Origin of the sequence: Xenorhabdus griffiniae, assembly GCF_015163655.1 — a bacterium.
GTDB classification, from domain to species: domain Bacteria; phylum Pseudomonadota; class Gammaproteobacteria; order Enterobacterales; family Enterobacteriaceae; genus Xenorhabdus; species Xenorhabdus griffiniae.
This window is the reverse complement of sequence record NZ_JADEUF010000038.1, coordinates 1-17,157: the sequence shown is the minus strand read 5'-3', so window position 1 is coordinate 17,157 and position 17,157 is coordinate 1. Positions and strand designations below refer to the sequence as shown.

The window sequence follows — 17,157 nt, the reverse complement described above, 5'->3', positions numbered from 1 at the left end:
GGTGGTTAATTAATAGCCTACTTTGCAAAACTATTCTATCTCATTCGTAGCAATCAAAGCGGGATTTATATCGTCCAGTTGTTCCCGCCAGCCAAATACTGACAGGAACAAAATGTAACAGGTAAGGTAATTAAGACAGAACTGCTGTTGTCAGGCGAGACGTACAGCATAATTGTTGTTGATCATTATAGATATCAATCTGCCAAACCTGATGTGAACGACCAAGATGGACAGGTTTACAAATGCCTTTCACCACGCCTTCTTGAACAGATTTAAGGTGGTTAGCATTAATCTCTACTCCCACCACTTTCTGTTCGCCTTCCGAACAGAGATAACCTGCAATTGAGCCAAGTGTTTCAGCCAATACCACAGATGCCCCGCCATGCAAGATCCCGAATGGCTGTTTAGTTCGTTGATCGACTGGCATTGTTCCTTCGATAAAATCATCGCCAATCTGGGTAAATTCGATCCCGACATGTTTTACCATACACTCACTATTAAATTGATTCAGTGTATTTACATCTATATTACGTTTCCAAATCACGACATTATCTCCAATAGGGCTTGTAATGGATGTTTAAGCTGTTTTCCTTCTATGCGCTTCACTTGGCTACGACACGAATACCCTGTACTTAGGCAGTGTTCTAAGGATAAATTTTTCAGTGCCGGAGCCCATGACAGTTTGTAGATGCCAATGGATTTCTCCAGATTTTTCTTTTCGTGACCATAAGTACCCGCCATGCCACAGCACCCAACATTGACATGATTCAATTGGTGACCAAAATGGCAGAAGATATCAGCCCACTGTTTGCCGCTATTAGGCAATGCTGTTACTTCGGTACAGTGTCCAAGCAGATACCAGGCATCTCTGGACACGGAATCATCGTTTTTCACTTGTGATATTTTTTCCGGCAGGATGCTGATTAGCCATTCATGTACCAACTGAACGTTAAAATCTCCTCTCCGCTCACCGAGAATAGCGTTGTATTCATCCCGATAACACAGAACTAAAGCAGGATCGACACCTACCATAGGAATATTCAGGCGCGCTATCCGATTAAGGAAGTCAGCCGTTTTTCCCGCGGTTTTGGCAAATCGATTCAAGAACCCTTTAACATTCTGCGCCTTTCCATTGGGTGAAAATGGCAATAAGACAGGCTTATACCCCAACTTTTCTGTCAACAATACAAAATCGGTAACCACTTTCGCATCGTAATAACTGGTAAAAGGATCCTGGACAATCAGCACATGTTGGTCACGCTGTAATGATGACATACCTTCCAATTGTTCCAGCGTTGTCCTTGCTGCATAATGACCAGCAAGTTGCTGTTGCAATGTCGGGTAGGAAAGTAACGGCAAATCAGCCATGCCAATGGTATGCTGGCTGATTTTTTGTACCCACGGTTGTTTCAGGAAAAAATTAAATATTCGCGGCGCTTTTGCCATCAATGGCGTACTGTGTTCAACATTAGCAACAATATGATCACACAATGGACGCAAATAACGGCTGTGATACAAAGCTAAGAAGCGTGAACGAAACGAAGGGACATCAATCTTGATCGGGCACTGTGTGGAACACGCTTTACAGGCTAAACAACCTGACATAGCCTCTTTAACTTCATGTGAGAAATCATATTCACCTCGCCACGCCAGCCAGCTATGACGAGTCTTTTCAATCAATCCTCGCAAACTGGGGCGTGCTTGATCCAGCCCATGCTCCAGCAATTTAGGTTCAACCCCTTGTTCGGTCAAAAGCCGCAACCATTCTCTCACCAGAGTCGCCCTGCCTTTGGGAGAATGTATGCGATGCTGACTGATTTTCATTGATGGACACATTGGGCTTCTGACATCGAAATTGAAGCATAACCCATTACCATTACATTCCATTGCGCCACGAAATGCAGTCCTTACATTGACAGGAATGGTACGATCATAAGTTCCGCGCTTGGCTGCATCCACTTTCATCATGGGTGCATCGACACCAATTGGTGGACAGATTTTCCCCGGATTGAGGCGATTGAGTGGATCAAATGCCGCTTTTATTCGGCGCAATTCGTTATACAAAACCTCACCAAAAAAGGCAGGGCTATATTCTGCTCGAAAACCTTTTCCATGTTCTCCCCATAACAAACCACCATATTTGGCCGTCAAATGAACAACTTCATCAGAAATCTGTTTCATCAAGATTTCCTGCTGAGGATCACACATATCTAACGCAGGACGCACGTGTAAAACACCTGCATCTACATGACCAAACATGCCGTAATTCAGTTGGTGATTATCCAAAAGCTGGCGAAATTCAGTAATGTAATCGGCAAGGTGTTGAGGAGGAACACAAGTATCTTCGACAAATGGAATGGGTTTAGCTGGACCTTTACTGTTGCCTAACAATCCGACGGATTTTTTCCGCATGGCATAAATGCGCTCAATATCCCTCAAATCATGGCATATCTGATAGCCAATAATGCCCGCCTGATTTTTTTCCATCAATTCATCAAGGCGTAAACAAAGCTCCTGCAACTGCTGATCAATTTTCTGTCCGTCATTACCACTGAATTCAACAATATTCAGACCTTGCATATCCTTATCAGGCACATCCGTAATCAATTCCTTCACTGAATGCCAGATGATATCTTCGCGCGCCAGATTGAGTACCTTAGAGTCTACCGTTTCCACTGAGAGCGCTTTGGCTTCGACCATAAAGGGAGCATTACGTAGGGCAGAATCAAAGGAATCATATTTGACATTCACCAGTCGCCTGACTTTAGGTAACGGTGTGATATCCAGCGTCGCCTCGGTAATGAAGGCCAAAGTACCTTCAGAACCCGTCAAAATACGGGTGAGATCAAAAAACTGCATATCGTCGCTGAATACATGGCGTAAATCGTATCCCGTCAAAAATCGATTGAGTTTAGGGAACTTCTCAATGATTAGTTTCCGTTGTTCACGACAACGTTCCAATACCGCTTTATAAATACGACCAACGATATTCTCTTCTTGGGCAATCGATTCCGCCAATGCTGTACTCATAGGACGGGTGTCCAACATTTCCCCTCCCAATAAAACAGCACGGACACCCAGTACATGGTCCGAGGTTTTACCATAAACCAACGATCCCTGACCGGAGGCATCTGTATTGATCATACCGCCTAACGTAGCACGATTACTGGTTGAAAGTTCTGGGGAGAAAAAATAACCGAAAGGTTTTAGGTATTGATTAAGCTGATCTTTGATAACACCAGCTTCTACCCTTACCCATCCCTGCTCTGGATTGATTTCCAAAATACGGTTCATATAACGGGACATGTCCACCACAATACCACTGTTAAGTGATTGTCCATTCGTGCCAGTTCCACCGCCACGGGGAGTAAACGTCAGCGCCTTAAAACGCTCCTCTTCTGCTATTCTTGTCAGCAAAACAACATCAGCACTGGAACGAGGAAATACAACAGCTTGTGGTAACAATTGATAAATACTGTTATCTGTCGCCATAGTCAGCCTATCGGCATAACTGCTGGCGGTGTCTCCAGTAAAACCCGTTTCTTTCAGTACAGTCAAATAGTTCTGTACCAGTTCACTGACATGGGGGGCTTGTGATATACGTGGGATCATTGGCTAATTGCCCCTTATTCTAATAAATATCCACATTGCTTTATCTATATACTATCTTGGATAACGTAACTCAGACAATTTTCTACTTTCTGAGCAGGCAGGTTTTCAACCATATCACAATATTTGTCGATTTTGAGCAACCAATGGAATATCGTTATATTTAATTACCGTTGTTACTGCCAACACTATTTAATTACCTGAGAAATGATTTCATGGAAAAATCACAATCACACCAAGATTTACCTAAGTTGTTATTCGCTCTATTCTTCATTTTATTGCTCATTACCACCAGCTTTTGGGTGTTAAGTCCCTTTATTTTGGGATTTATTTGGTCAGGAATGGTGGTTATCGCAACCTGGCCATTATTGGAGAAATTACAACAACGGCTATGGGGAAAACGCTGGATTGCGGTTTCTATCATGACGTTACTGTTAGTTTTGCTATTTGTTATTCCGATTGCGTTACTTGTCAGTAGCCTGGTAGAAAACAGTGCGCCATTGATTGAATGGGCAAAATCGCCTTCCTCTTTCCACCTGCCACAGCTGGAATGGCTCAATCGAGTCCCTGTCATTGGCGAAGATGTATATCTTAAATGGCAGGATTTGATTGCTGATGGCGGTAACATACTGCTCAACAAAATTCCTCCTTACATCGGTAAAGCAGCAACATGGTTTTTTACCCAAGCCGCTAATGCAGGGCGCTTTCTTTTCCATCTGGCACTGATGGTCATGTTCAGTGTGTTACTTTATTGGAAGGGGGATCAGGTTATGCTGAGTATCCGCCATTTTGCTATCCGGCTGGCGGATAAACGCGGTGACGCCGTCGTATTGTTGGCTGCTCAATCGATCCGAGCCGTAGCTCTTGGCGTAGTGGTAACGGCATTGGTTCAGGCCATTGCGGGCGGAATTGGGCTGGCAATTGCCGGCATTCCGTACCCCATGATATTAACAGTGTTCATGTTCGTATGCTGTGTTGCTCAGCTAGGGCCTCTGCTTGTTCTCATTCCCTCTATCGCATGGCTTTATTGGACGGGAGAAACAACCTGGGGAACTATTTTAATTATCTGGAGCCTGATATTAACCACTATGGATGGTGTCCTACGCCCATTCCTGATCCGTCTTGGTGCTGACTTACCGATGGTATTAATTCTTACCGGAGTCATCGGCGGGATCCTTTCATTAGGTGTCATCGGGCTATTTATTGGGCCTGTTGTATTGGCTGTTTCTTACAGTTTGCTATTGGCATGGATGAATGAAGTTCCTAAACCCGAAGGAAAAATGACAGATATGGAAAAATATCTCGGGGAAAAGCACGTCAAATAATTAAATAATTGCGCGAAAAAAAATAGTATTTTCGCGCAATTATAAAAATGGTGAATATATCATCACAACCCCATCTAAAATATAAAGTCATTTTTCGTAAAAAATAAAACCCGCCAAGAAAATTGTTGCAAAAAAGTTATTTTTATACAGTTTCTTTTCTAATCTCTATTTATTAAGAGGATTCTTAATGAATAAACTCACCTATTAAATTAGTATTCATTCCATCGAAACAAATGTTTCCCAGAGTATTGCTACCTCAGCTTATAACGCCATAGGCTGGGTTCAACGAAGTATATATATTGCTGTGTGTAGTCTTTGCCTGTCAGCCCATGATAGGCTTTTTTTTGCACGCCAAAAAATCTGTAACATAGAATATAAAAGCCTGAAAGGATCTTAACAGGCTTTTATATTTGAATTATACCAATCGCCTTTCAAGATGCGTCTTAATATCTCCCCACTACGCGGGGAGATATAAACAATCACATTGATTTGCCAGTGGCAACTTGAAATTGGGTTAATACAAATGCTATTAATTACTTCCAGCCAAAGCAACCCACGTTTTCACAACCGTATCAGGATTCAATGATAAACTGTCAATTCCTTCCTTCATTAACCATTGAGCAAAATCTTCATGATCCGAAGGCCCTTGGCCACAGATACCAACATATTTCCCCTGCCGTTTAGCCGCTTGAATTGCCATGGAAAGCAGTTGTTTTACCGCTTCATTACGTTCATCGAATAATTCGGATACCACACCAGAATCGCGATCTAATCCCAGAGCTAATTGCGTCATATCATTTGAGCCAATTGAGAAGCCGTCAAAATATTCAAGAAATTGATCTGCTAATAACGCATTCGATGGAATTTCACACATCATGATAACTTTCAAGCCATTCTCACCGCGTTTCAAACCCTGAGAAGCCAATTCCGCTATCACTGCTTCCGCTTGAGCAACGGTACGCACAAACGGGATCATCACCTCAACGTTAGTTAATCCCATCACATTACGTACCCGTTTGATCGCCTCACACTCTAACGCAAAACATTGGCGGAAACTGTCAGAAACGTAACGCCCTGCCCCACGGAAACCCAGCATTGGGTTTTCTTCCTGTGGTTCATACCTGTCTCCACCCACTAAGTTCGCATATTCATTGGATTTGAAATCTGATAAACGAACAATCACACGTTTAGGCCAGAATGCTGCCGCTAGCGTTGCAATCCCTTCGGTTAATTTCCCTATATAAAACTCAATAGGATCATCATAACCAACCATCAACGAGTTAATTTGCTCTTGCAGCTCAGGAGACTGTTTGGTGTATTCAAGCAGAGCACGAGGGTGCACACCGATCATTCGGTTAATAATAAACTCCAGTCGAGCCAAGCCAATCCCTTCATTTGGCAAACAGGCGAAATCAAAGGCGCGATCAGGATTACCTACATTCATCATGATCTTCACATCCAATTCCGGTAGTTTATCAATTTGGGAACTCTGAACACTGAAATCTAGTTTATGCTGATAAACGTAACCTGTATCACCTTCCGAACAAGAAACAGTTACCTGTTGACCTTCTTGTAAACGTTCAGTCGCATCGCCACACCCTACAACAGCCGGAATACCCAGCTCACGAGCAATAATAGCGGCGTGACAGGTACGCCCTCCACGATTAGTGACAATGGCTGCTGCTCTTTTCATAATCGGTTCCCAATCCGGATCAGTCATGTCAGTGACCAGCACATCCCCCGCTTGAATACGATCCATTTCACTCAGATTGTGGATAACCTTAACAGTCCCAACGCCGATACGATGCCCAATGGCTCGACCTTCCACCAATACATTACCTTGCTCATTGAGTTGGTAACGTTCCATTACCTGCTGATTTGATCGGACAGTTTCAGGACGGGCTTGAACAATATATAACTTGCCATTATGCCCATCTTTCGCCCACTCGATATCCATCGGACGGCCATAATGTTTCTCAATTAGCAAAGCTTGTCTGGCCAGCGCTTCCACTTCACTGTCAGTCAAAGAGAAACGATTGCGCAATTCCTCTGATACAGCTTCCGTACGCACTTGCTTCCCATGCTCTTTACTATTTGCATAAACCATGCGTATTTTTTTAGAGCCAAGATTACGGCGCACTATTGCAGGCCGATTGTTATTCAACGTCGGTTTGTGGACATAAAATTCATCCGGGTTTACCGCTCCCTGAACAACCATCTCCCCCAAACCATATGCTGATGTAATGAAGACAACCTGATCAAAACCTGATTCAGTATCAATCGTAAACATCACGCCAGAGGAAGCCAAATCAGAACGCACCATGCGTTGTATACCCGCAGAAAGTGCCACACCACGATGGTCATACCCCTGATGGACACGATAAGAAATAGCGCGATCATTAAAAAGTGATGCAAAGACATGCTTGATAGCCACCATCACTGCATCAATGCCTTGCACATTCAAGAAAGTTTCTTGCTGTCCAGCAAAAGAAGCATCCGGCATATCTTCCGCGGTGGCAGAAGAGCGCACGGCGAAAGAAGCATCAGGCTCGCCTTCAGACAATTGCAGATAGGCATCACGGATATCTTTTTCAAGTTGAGCCGTAAATGGCGTATCAATCACCCACTGACGAATTTTCGCGCCAGTTTTAGCCAACTGATTGACATCATCAACATTGGTTTCATCCAGCAATTGATAAATACGCTGGTTCACACCACTTTGTTCCAGAAAATCATTAAATGCCTGTGCAGTTGTAGCAAAACCATTGGGAACAGACACACCAAGCTCAGCCAGATTGGTGATCATCTCGCCAAGCGAGGCGTTTTTACCACCAACCCGATTAACGTCGTTCATACCTAATTGGTTATACCAGAGCACATTGCTTGAGGTGAGGCCACTATTGGACATTAGAAACTACCCTTTTTACATTCGGAGGTACAAATCGGAAAATGAAAGCTGCACTTCACAGCAAGAAATAGCCTAGCACATTGTCTTGCCAGATATAGAAAGGTGAATCGATCAACCCAACAATATTATTTTATTACAGGTATAATTTGGAAAGGATCTTAAGGGCATATACCAATCTGACTGCAAGATGCGTGTGATTTTATAGAGTTGTGTCAGTTGCAACTTGAAGTTTAATGCGTATAACGATAAAAGAAGAGAGACAATGATAGACATTCATCCTTCCCAAACAACGGAAAATGAAATACTACAACGCAGCGTATTTTTTATTTCTGATGGAACGGCAATCACAGCTGAAGTATTAGGCCACGCCGTGTTATCCCAATTTCCAATTACGATCACTTCCTATACCTTACCTTTCGTGACAAGCAAAACCAGAGCAGAGGAAGTCAGAGATCAAATAAACGCGATATATCAGCAAACCCAAATCAAGCCATTAGTTTTTTATTCCATCATTTCAGATGAAGTGAAAAGCATTATTACCCGCAGTAACGGATTTTGTCAGGATATTGTTCAAACATTAGTGGCACCCTTACAGCAAGAAATTGGCTTGGCGCCAAAACCAGAATTACACCGAACTCACGGCTTATCGAAAAAAAATCTGGGGCAATATGATGCTCGCATTGCTGCCATTGATTACACTCTCGCCCATGATGATGGTATTTCATTACGTAATCTTGATCAGGCTCAAGTCATTATTCTTGGCGTATCTCGGTGTGGAAAAACCCCAACCAGCCTCTATCTTGCCATGCAATTTGGTATTCAGGCGGCAAACTATCCTTTTACCGCAGATGATATGGATAATTTGCAGTTACCCGCCGCTTTAAAATCCTTTCAGCATAAATTATTTGGACTGACGATTAGCCCAGAAAGGCTTGCTGCTATCCGTGAAGAACGGCGTGAAAATAGCCGTTATGCGTCATTACGACAATGTCGGATTGAAATTGCTGAAGTTGAAGCTTTATTCCGAAAAAATAAGATTAATTACCTGAATACCACTAATTATTCTGTCGAAGAGATTTCGACCAAAATTATTGACAGTATGGGATTAAAACGCCGCATGTTCTGATTGCAAAACATAACATGTTTAACAATATTTATTCACGACACTTTCTCGCGTAAATATCATGATTGTCTGTTGAATTTACTGGGGGTTGAGTTATTGTGATCCCCAGTTATTTCAGTCTCTGTCACAAATATGAAGTAAAATCCGAGAAAGAAAGTATATGTACAAAACAGATGAGTTAAGAACCCACCGCATTGATAGCCTGATCACACCTAAAGCGCTTGCAGAACAATATCCTATATCAGACAAAATATTACAAAATGTGACATTGTCACGAAAGCGTATTGAATCCATCCTAACAGGCGAAGATCAACGTCTATTGGTTATTATTGGCCCTTGCTCCATTCACGATGTTGATGCAGCTCTTGATTATGCCTCTCGCTTACACCTCCTGCGTAAAAAATACCAGCAAAATCTCGAAATTGTGATGCGAACTTATTTCGAGAAACCGAGAACCGTTGTTGGCTGGAAAGGCTTGATTTCAGATCCCCTGTTAGACGGTTCTTGCCAGGTTAATCAAGGGATCGCACTTGCCCGTAAACTGTTAATTGATATCAATGAATTAGGTGTCCCGACAGCCACAGAATTTCTGGATATGGTCACTGGTCAATACATTGCTGATTTAATCAGTTGGGGAGCGATCGGCGCCAGAACAACAGAGAGCCAAATTCACCGAGAAATGGCCTCTGCCTTGTCATGCCCAGTGGGTTTTAAAAACGGGACAGATGGCAATACGCTTATCGCTATTGATGCAATACGTGCAGTACGAGCCAAACATATGTTTTTGTCCCCAGATAAAAATGGTCAGATGACGATTTATCAAACCAGTGGCAACCCCTATGGACATATTATTATGCGTGGTGGGAAAAAACCGAATTACAGTGCTGAAGATATTGCAGCAACTTGCCATAAATTACGTGAATTTCACTTACCTGAACGCTTAATTGTGGATTGTAGCCATGCTAATTGCCAGAAAATTCATCGTCGTCAATTGGATATAGCAAGAAATATTGGTGAACAGATCCAATCTGGCTCAACAGCAATTGCTGGTGTTATGGCAGAAAGCTTTTTAGTTGAAGGAACGCAAAAAGTTATTAAGGGAGAATCTTTGACCTACGGCCAATCTATTACCGATCCATGTCTTGGCTGGCAAGACACGGAAGAATTTATCAATATTCTTGATGAAGCCATGAGAAATCGTTCCTGAATCCTTTCCCTGCTTTGGCTCCCACCGACTATCGGGAGCCAATAACCATAAATTTAAATCCTTTAAAATCAAAATATTAACTTAAAATTTCAGGTATAGAAAAAATAGCTTGAAGTTAACCACCATTGAAACGATAATTATTCTCAATATCAGAATAATTATTGTTCAATAAAATCAACTACATTGATGGTCAACTCTGACACAATAAAAAATCTAACAAACTCACTGCTAAATAACAGTGATATATCAGTTAATTGTGTTCATAAGAACGCACTATTTCACTATGGAAATTGACTTGCATGACTTTAATTAAATCACCAAGCCTGAAATTGTCTACATTAAGTGTACTCATCTTCGCGAGTCTATCTTCTGCGTATGCCACAGCAGTACCTTCGGAAACAGTACATTCCAAGCAAGAGAAATCTTCCAAAGACACGGTAACTGTCTATGCCACTGGCAACCAACGTGACAGTTTTGAAGCCCCTATGATGGTGACAGTCATTGAAGGCAATTCAGCCAGCAGTCAGGTTGCAGGCAACGCAAATGATTTACTGCACAATATTCCAGGCGTTAGTGTCGCGGGTATTGGCCGTACCAATGGGCAAGATATCAGCATTCGGGGTTATACCCAAAAAGGAGTTTTGACCCTTGTTGATGGTATTCGGCAAGGAACTGACACCGGACACCTCAATGGTGTCTTTCTCGATCCCGCTTTGATTAAGCAAGTGGAAGTTGTCCGTGGCCCATCAGCACTCCTTTATGGCAGTGGTGCTTTGGGTGGTGTTATTGCCTATCAAACAGTAGATGCTGCTGATTTACTGGAAGCAGGCAAAAATACGGGTTTTCGTGTTTTTAGCCGCGCAGGGAGCGGTGACCACAGTCTGGGATTTGGGGGCGCTGCATTCGGTAAAACCGAACAGTTTGATGGTTTAGTTGCATTTGGCACCCGTGACGCGGGTAATATCCGTTTCGGTAAAGGCATAACAGAAAATAACGACGAATTCAGTGGCAATGCTTTGGTAAAAGGTTCCTGGAAAATAGATGACAACCAAAAGCTCAGTGGCAACTTGCGTTATTACCGCAATGAAGCACATGAGCCTAAAAATCCACAAGGCACCTATGACGGGAGAAACAAACGAGTAGACCGCACCACAGCGCAACGTGATGCTCAATTGTCTTATCAATTAAACCCAGCCCAATATAGTTGGTTAAACGCCAAAGCAGATATTTATTATTCCGATATCAATATTAATAACAGAAGCAAAGACAAGGTTTTTGAAGGTCGTAAACAAGAAACTTATGGTATAAAACTTGAAAACCGTTCCCATTTGGGAAGTGCTGCCTTTGCTGCCCACCAATTTACTTATGGTGGTGAAGCCTATAAACAAAAACAAAAGCCAAGTAGCAGTATTGTAATGGGCTTTCCCAATGCCGATATCCGTTTTGCATCTGGCTGGGTTCAAGATGAAATGACCCTGCGTGATTTACCTGTCTCATTTATTGTGGGTACACGTTACGACAATTACAAAGCCACAAATAGCAAATATGATGATATTAGTGCCGACAAATGGTCATCAAAAGGCGCCGTTAGTATTACCCCTACAGATTGGTCAATGCTATTTGCCTCTTATTCTCAAGCATTCCGTTCTCCGACCATGGGTGAAATGTATAACGATTCCATGCATTTTCCTGGAAACTACTGGAAACCCAATCCAAACCTACGTCCTGAAAGTAATGAAACTCAGGAATACGGTTTCGGGTTGCGTTTCGATGAACTGTTTGCCAACAATGATGGCCTGAAATTTAAAGCCAGTTATTTTGATACTCAAGCGAAAGATTACATCACATTCACCATGGGGAAAGGTTTCACACAATCAATCAACATTCCAAAAGCTAAGATTTGGGGTTGGGATGTTTCTATGACGTATGATTCTGACTGGTTCTCCTGGAATCTTGCTTATAACCGAACAACGGGTAAAAACGAAAAAACTGGGGCATCTATAGGAGCACTCAGTCCTGATACCCTAACCAGTACTTTGGATATTCCATTATCTGACACAGATTTCTCTATTGGATGGATCGGTAAATTCACCCAACATACCCAAGTTAAAGGAGAATATGGCACTAATAGAGATGAATTCGGTCGGAAGGTTTCTCAATACGCAGGTTATGGCGTCAATGACTTCTACGTTAGCTATCATGGCACTGGAACATTAAAAGGGCTAACTACCTCTGTTGTATTGGGTAACGCTTTTGATAAAGCCTATTACTCATCAGTGGGAGCACCACAGCATGGCCGTAATGCCAAACTGTTTGTCAGCTACCAGTGGTAGAAGAACAAACAGATTATTATCTCGATTTTAGAACAACACTGTTTAAACACCGTTTTTTTAAGGAGCTAGCAACTGTGAATCAGTCACTTTATGAACGTTACCTACAAGCCAAGGCAGAAAACAAAGCTAAATATGCTCGCGATTTGGCTGCTTACCTTAATGTCAGCGAAGGCGAGTTATTGCATAGCCGTGTCGGTATCGATGCAAAACGTTTGAATATTGATGCTCCTACCCTGCTTCAAGAACTAGCAACAGTTGGCGAAACTAAGGCGATTACCCGTAACGACTTTGCCGTTCATGAACATATTGGACGCTACGAAAATACCAAATTTAGCCCACATGTTGGTTTGATCCTTAACCCACGTGAGCTTGACTTGCGTCTATTCTTCGAACACTGGAACAGTGTTTTCTCTTTGGTTGAACCCGCCAAGAATGGTGTGCGTCATAGCATTCAATTCTTTGACCGCCAAGGCGATGCGTTGCATAAAGTCTATGCCACCAGCAACACCGATATGGCTGCATGGGATGCACTGATCGAAAAATATCAGACTAGTGAAAATCCAGCGCTGGAAATTCAGCCAGAAGAAGTGCCTGAACATGCAGAAGTAACGGAACAACTGAAAGTACAATTAGATGAAGAATGGCGTGCCATGACGGATGTTCATCAATTCTTCATCATGATGAAACGCCACAATCTTAACCGCCAGCAGATTTTTAACGCCGTTAAAGATGATTTGGCTTATCGCGTGGATAATTCAGCACTCACTCAACTTGTTGAAGTTGCTTATAAAGATCAAAACGAAATCATGATCTTTGTCGGAAACCGTGGTTGTGTCCAGATTTTCACGGGTAAATTGGAACGTTTGATGCCGTATCAGGAAGAAAATTCTTCCCAAAAATGGCTCAACATTTTCAACCGCAATTTCACTCTGCACCTGATTGAAAGTGCCGTCGCAGAAAGCTGGGTTACCCGTAAACCCACCGATTGTGGCTTCGTCACCAGCCTTGAATTGTTTGATGCCAATGGCAACCAAATCGCACAGTTGTACGGCCAACGCACTGAAGGCACGCCTGAACAAGCCCAGTGGCGTGAACAAATTGCTGCTTTACCTAAACTGCAACCAGAACAGGAAACTTGTGTAGCATGAAAAAATGGCTTCTAACATTTATGCTTGCCATCTCTTTTAATGTGTTCTCTGCTGAACGCATTGTGACCATTGGTGGCGATGTGTCTGAAATTGTTTTTGCACTTGGTGAAGGACAGAACGTTGTCGCAAGGGACAGTACCAGCCAAAATCCCAAAGAACTGCTTTCCCTACCCGACATCGGATATATGAGGATGTTGAATTCAGAAGGGATTCTATCCATGCGCCCCTCACTGGTGATTGCAAGTGAGTCGGCCCAACCGTCCCTGGCACTCAAGCAAGTCGAAGATTCCGGTGTAAAAGTTATTAAAGTGACCAGCGAAACCTCGTTAGAAGCCGTTCCTGCAAAAATCATGACCGTCGCCAAGGCGGTCAACCAGGAAAAACGTGGTGAAGCATTGATTGCTCAATATCGGCAACAACTCGCAGATATCGCCACATCAGATATTTCCACCAAAATAGTCTTTATCATGAGTCACGGTGGCATTATGCCAATGGCAGCTGGTCAAAAAACCGCAGCCGATCAAATTATCCGTACCATTGGGGCAAAAAATGCAATGCAAGGCTTCCAGGGATACCGCCCTTTATCTCAGGAAGGGGTTATTGCCAGCAAGCCGGACTTACTGCTAGTCAGCACCGAAGGGCTAAAAACGTTAGGTGGGATGGATAAAGTTTGGCAGCTTCCTGGGTTAAGTTTCACACCAGCAGGAAAGAAAAAACAAGTCGTGGTTGTTGATGAAATGGGCCTGCTTGGTTTCGGCCTGCAAACACCCGCTGTGATGAAACAAGTCCGTGATGCTGCGGAGAAAGCGCAATGAGCCATTCCCGCTCTCCCAGTTTCGGTGTGATAGTGCTGAGTTTATTGTTGTTCCTTCTGGCAATTAGCTCAGCAAATATGGGGGCATTGCCACTTTCTTTTAAAACACTGTGGGAATCCTCTTTGGATGACCCACAGTGGCAAATCTGGTTAAACATTCGTCTCCCACGTATTTTGCTGGCAATCCTCGTTGGAGGAGCGTTAGCTATATCCGGTGCCGTAATGCAAGGATTATTTCGTAACCCTCTGGCCGATCCCGGATTATTAGGGATCAGCAGTGGTGCAGCACTTACCGTTGCAATGTTTATTGTACTGCCTTTCGCCTTACCTGCCAGCATTGCGCTGTACGGACATATTATTGCCGCTTTTATCGGCAGCCTATTAGTATCAACCCTAATATTCATTCTCAACAAATATAACCACGGTAACCTGTCAAAGCTGCTTCTTGCAGGCATCGCCATTAATGCACTATGTTCGTCATTTATTGGTGTATTAAGCTATATCAGTAACGACCAACAATTACGCCAATTTTCCATTTGGATGATGGGTTCACTCAGTCAAATAGAGTGGCCAACACTGGCGATTGCGGCATCACTCATTATCCCTGTCTGTATGCTGACAATCAGTCAATCACGCAAACTCAATTTGCTACAACTGGGTGATGAAGAAGCTCATTATTTAGGTATTAATGTCCAACGCACCAAATATCAATTATTGCTGTTAAGTGCCTTGTTAGTTGGATGTGCCGTTGCTTTGACCGGTGTCATTGGCTTCATTGGCTTGGTTATCCCACACCTTGCCAGGCAGCGGTTTGGGGGAGATCATACTTGGCTATTGCCGATATCTGCCCTCGGTGGTGCCTGTCTTCTGCTAAAAGCCGACACATTAGCCAGGACATTAGTTTCCCCTGCTGAAATGCCAGTAGGTCTTATTACTGGTTTGATCGGTGCCCCCTATTTTTTATGGCTTATCCTCAAGCCATCAAGAAACCGTTCATAATGGAACCGATCATGTCAAATAATTTGCTTGAAGCACGAAATTTAAATTATTTCATCGGGCAGCGTCAGATCATCAAGGATGTTTCCCTTTCCCTGCGTCAAGGGGAAGTTGTAGCAATTATTGGCCCAAACGGGGCGGGAAAATCAACACTGTTACGTCTATTGACCGGCTATATTCTACCCAATTCGGGAGATTGTCTGTTAAAAGGAACGCCTATTTCTCGCTGGCCAACTCAGCAACTGGCTCGTATTCGTGCAGTCATGCGGCAATATAGCGCCCTCTCCTTTCCATTTAGTGTAGAGGAAGTCATTGCTATGGGACGTGTTCCCCATGAAAATGCTCATAAAAAAATCGCCATTGATGAAGCGATTGCTTTAACAGAGTGTGAAGAACTGAGAAACAGGAATTATCAGCAATTATCGGGGGGAGAACAACAACGGGTTCAACTGGCAAGAGTGTTAGCTCAACTTTGGCACCCTGAACCTACCGAATCTTGTCTGTTTTTGGATGAACCCACGTCGGCACTGGATCTTTATCACCAACAACATACATTGCGATTGGTTCACCGCCTGACACGACAGCATCCCATTGCTGCCTGTTGTGTACTGCATGATTTGAACCTGGCTTCACTTTATGCCGATAAAATTATCTTGTTGCACAAAGGCCAATTAGTCGCATCGGGTACTCCGCAAGATGTACTGCGTGACGATATTCTTAAGCAATGGTATCAAGCCGATTTGGGCGTTATGCAGCACCCCGAAACTCATCAACCACAGATCTATCTTCGCCAATAGACGGTTATCGTTTATTTTCGTTTAATGATGAGAAGCGGACAAGAAAGGCAAATTTTGCTGTGATCGGCAAAATTTGCTTCAAATAAGTAAGCATTGAAAAATTGAGTTCAAAATAGATTGAAATTAAATAATATTTTTAGAAATACGTTGCTTGCGGGCGGCAGGCAAATACCAAAGTGTGGCAATAAAACATAGGGCATAACCCAACATTTCACAGCCTTCTTCCACCATATTTTTAACCGTCCGGTTAAAATGTTCATCCATCAATCCCTGCCACAGCGCCCCCATACCAAATAAACGGGAAAACACCAATACACACAACAGACCACAAACCATCATGGAATAACTTTGGTGACGAGTGAAATAGACGAGCCCAGAGAGAGTTTGCCGCCCATTGTTGCAGGCATACCCAATACAGATTAAAGCAAGTGGAATGGCAAACCATGACCACGCACCATGAAAGAAGAGATTATCAAAATAGATATCTAATTCTCTAATCAGAAGACAACTGAAAAAACCAGCCATTAATGCCAATGCCGGACGCAACTTTACATTTTTCTTTACTTCATAAAACAGTAAAGCAGCAATAATCAGCAAAGTTAACTCCTGAAACATCTCAGTCAATGAGTCTTCCTGTACACCATTTTTCAGGTAATTAACATCCAAAAAGAGTAAACCTGTGACTCCCGCTGTCACGAATGCGTAAAAAATAAAAAAACCAGCTTTCTGGTTAAATAGATAATATCCGATTGCATTACATCCTCGTTTATAATTAATAACGCGGGGTATATACCAATCGTCATTGAAGATGCTTGATTTTTTATCCTAATCCGATCATGCTTGCGACCATGAAAATTCATCTGACACCAGAACAAAAACGCGCCCTTGAATTGATGC

The 17,157-nt window shown here is 42.9% G+C and carries 12 protein-coding genes; 8 read left to right on the top strand and 4 right to left on the bottom strand.

Annotation, left to right across the window (positions count from 1 at the left end; all coding sequences use genetic code 11):
• Positions 1-130 precede the first annotated feature (130 nt).
• Positions 131-544, bottom strand: a complete 414-nt coding sequence (locus IQ211_RS08195) for a hotdog fold thioesterase (protein ID WP_189760375.1) — start codon at positions 542-544, stop codon at positions 131-133.
• Positions 541-3,612 carry a D-2-hydroxyglutarate dehydrogenase YdiJ gene (gene ydiJ / locus IQ211_RS08190; RefSeq protein WP_189760376.1) on the bottom strand — a complete coding sequence of 1,024 codons (3,072 nt, stop codon included), beginning with the start codon at positions 3,610-3,612 and terminating at the stop codon, positions 541-543. The genes IQ211_RS08195 and ydiJ overlap by 4 nt, the downstream gene beginning before the upstream one ends.
• Before the next feature lie 212 nt (positions 3,613-3,824).
• Between ydiJ and ydiK the strand changes: the two genes are divergently transcribed.
• Complete coding sequence (gene ydiK, locus IQ211_RS08185) at positions 3,825-4,934, top strand: AI-2E family transporter YdiK (RefSeq protein ID WP_189760377.1); 1,110 nt, start codon at positions 3,825-3,827, stop codon at positions 4,932-4,934.
• 529 nt (positions 4,935-5,463) lie between these two features.
• Here ydiK and ppsA read toward each other — a convergent pair.
• On the bottom strand, positions 5,464-7,842 hold the full coding sequence (gene ppsA / locus IQ211_RS08180) for a phosphoenolpyruvate synthase (protein WP_189760378.1): 2,379 nt from the start codon (positions 7,840-7,842) through the stop codon (positions 5,464-5,466).
• A gap of 262 nt (positions 7,843-8,104) precedes the next feature.
• On the opposite strand from ppsA, the gene ppsR reads away from it, so the two are divergent.
• From ppsR to IQ211_RS08145, 7 genes are all read left to right on the top strand, one after another.
• Positions 8,105-8,968, top strand: coding sequence for a posphoenolpyruvate synthetase regulatory kinase/phosphorylase PpsR (gene ppsR, locus IQ211_RS08175; protein ID WP_189760379.1), 864 nt, complete (start codon positions 8,105-8,107; stop codon positions 8,966-8,968).
• Between the two features lie 157 nt (positions 8,969-9,125).
• Positions 9,126-10,172 carry a 3-deoxy-7-phosphoheptulonate synthase gene (locus IQ211_RS08170; RefSeq protein WP_189760380.1) on the top strand — a complete coding sequence of 349 codons (1,047 nt, stop codon included), beginning with the start codon at positions 9,126-9,128 and terminating at the stop codon, positions 10,170-10,172.
• A gap of 299 nt (positions 10,173-10,471) precedes the next feature.
• A complete protein-coding gene (locus IQ211_RS08165; protein ID WP_189760381.1) occupies positions 10,472-12,505 on the top strand; it encodes a TonB-dependent hemoglobin/transferrin/lactoferrin family receptor in 2,034 nt (677 codons plus the stop codon).
• 74 nt (positions 12,506-12,579) lie between these two features.
• A complete protein-coding gene (locus tag IQ211_RS08160) occupies positions 12,580-13,653 on the top strand; it encodes a hemin-degrading factor (protein WP_189760382.1) in 1,074 nt (357 codons plus the stop codon).
• Positions 13,650-14,468 (top strand): heme/hemin ABC transporter substrate-binding protein, encoded by an 819-nt coding sequence (locus tag IQ211_RS08155; protein WP_189760383.1) that lies wholly within the window; start codon positions 13,650-13,652, stop codon positions 14,466-14,468. The genes IQ211_RS08160 and IQ211_RS08155 overlap by 4 nt, the downstream gene beginning before the upstream one ends.
• Complete coding sequence (locus tag IQ211_RS08150; RefSeq protein ID WP_189760384.1) at positions 14,465-15,466, top strand: FecCD family ABC transporter permease; 1,002 nt, start codon at positions 14,465-14,467, stop codon at positions 15,464-15,466. The genes IQ211_RS08155 and IQ211_RS08150 overlap by 4 nt, the downstream gene beginning before the upstream one ends.
• Entirely contained in the window at positions 15,466-16,260 is a 795-nt protein-coding gene (locus IQ211_RS08145) for a heme ABC transporter ATP-binding protein (RefSeq protein ID WP_399478280.1), read from the top strand. The genes IQ211_RS08150 and IQ211_RS08145 overlap by 1 nt, the downstream gene beginning before the upstream one ends.
• A gap of 123 nt (positions 16,261-16,383) precedes the next feature.
• On the opposite strand, the gene IQ211_RS08140 is transcribed toward IQ211_RS08145, so the two are convergent.
• Positions 16,384-16,926, bottom strand: a complete 543-nt coding sequence (locus tag IQ211_RS08140; RefSeq protein ID WP_223281766.1) for a hypothetical protein — start codon at positions 16,924-16,926, stop codon at positions 16,384-16,386.
• Positions 16,927-17,157 lie beyond the last annotated feature (231 nt).

Excerpts from the sequence above, each read along its gene's own strand:
- ydiJ (WP_189760376.1), bottom strand. The coding sequence starts at position 3,612 with ATGATCCCACGTATATCACAAGCCCCCCATGTCAGTGAACTGGTACAG.
- ydiK (WP_189760377.1), top strand. The coding sequence starts at position 3,825 with ATGGAAAAATCACAATCACACCAAGATTTACCTAAGTTGTTATTCGCT.
- ppsA (WP_189760378.1), bottom strand. The coding sequence starts at position 7,842 with ATGTCCAATAGTGGCCTCACCTCAAGCAATGTGCTCTGGTATAACCAA.
- ppsR (WP_189760379.1), top strand. The coding sequence starts at position 8,105 with ATGATAGACATTCATCCTTCCCAAACAACGGAAAATGAAATACTACAA.
- IQ211_RS08170 (WP_189760380.1), top strand. The coding sequence starts at position 9,126 with ATGTACAAAACAGATGAGTTAAGAACCCACCGCATTGATAGCCTGATC.
- IQ211_RS08165 (WP_189760381.1), top strand. The coding sequence starts at position 10,472 with ATGACTTTAATTAAATCACCAAGCCTGAAATTGTCTACATTAAGTGTA.
- IQ211_RS08155 (WP_189760383.1), top strand. The coding sequence starts at position 13,650 with ATGAAAAAATGGCTTCTAACATTTATGCTTGCCATCTCTTTTAATGTG.
- IQ211_RS08150 (WP_189760384.1), top strand. The coding sequence starts at position 14,465 with ATGAGCCATTCCCGCTCTCCCAGTTTCGGTGTGATAGTGCTGAGTTTA.
- IQ211_RS08145 (WP_399478280.1), top strand. The coding sequence starts at position 15,466 with ATGGAACCGATCATGTCAAATAATTTGCTTGAAGCACGAAATTTAAAT.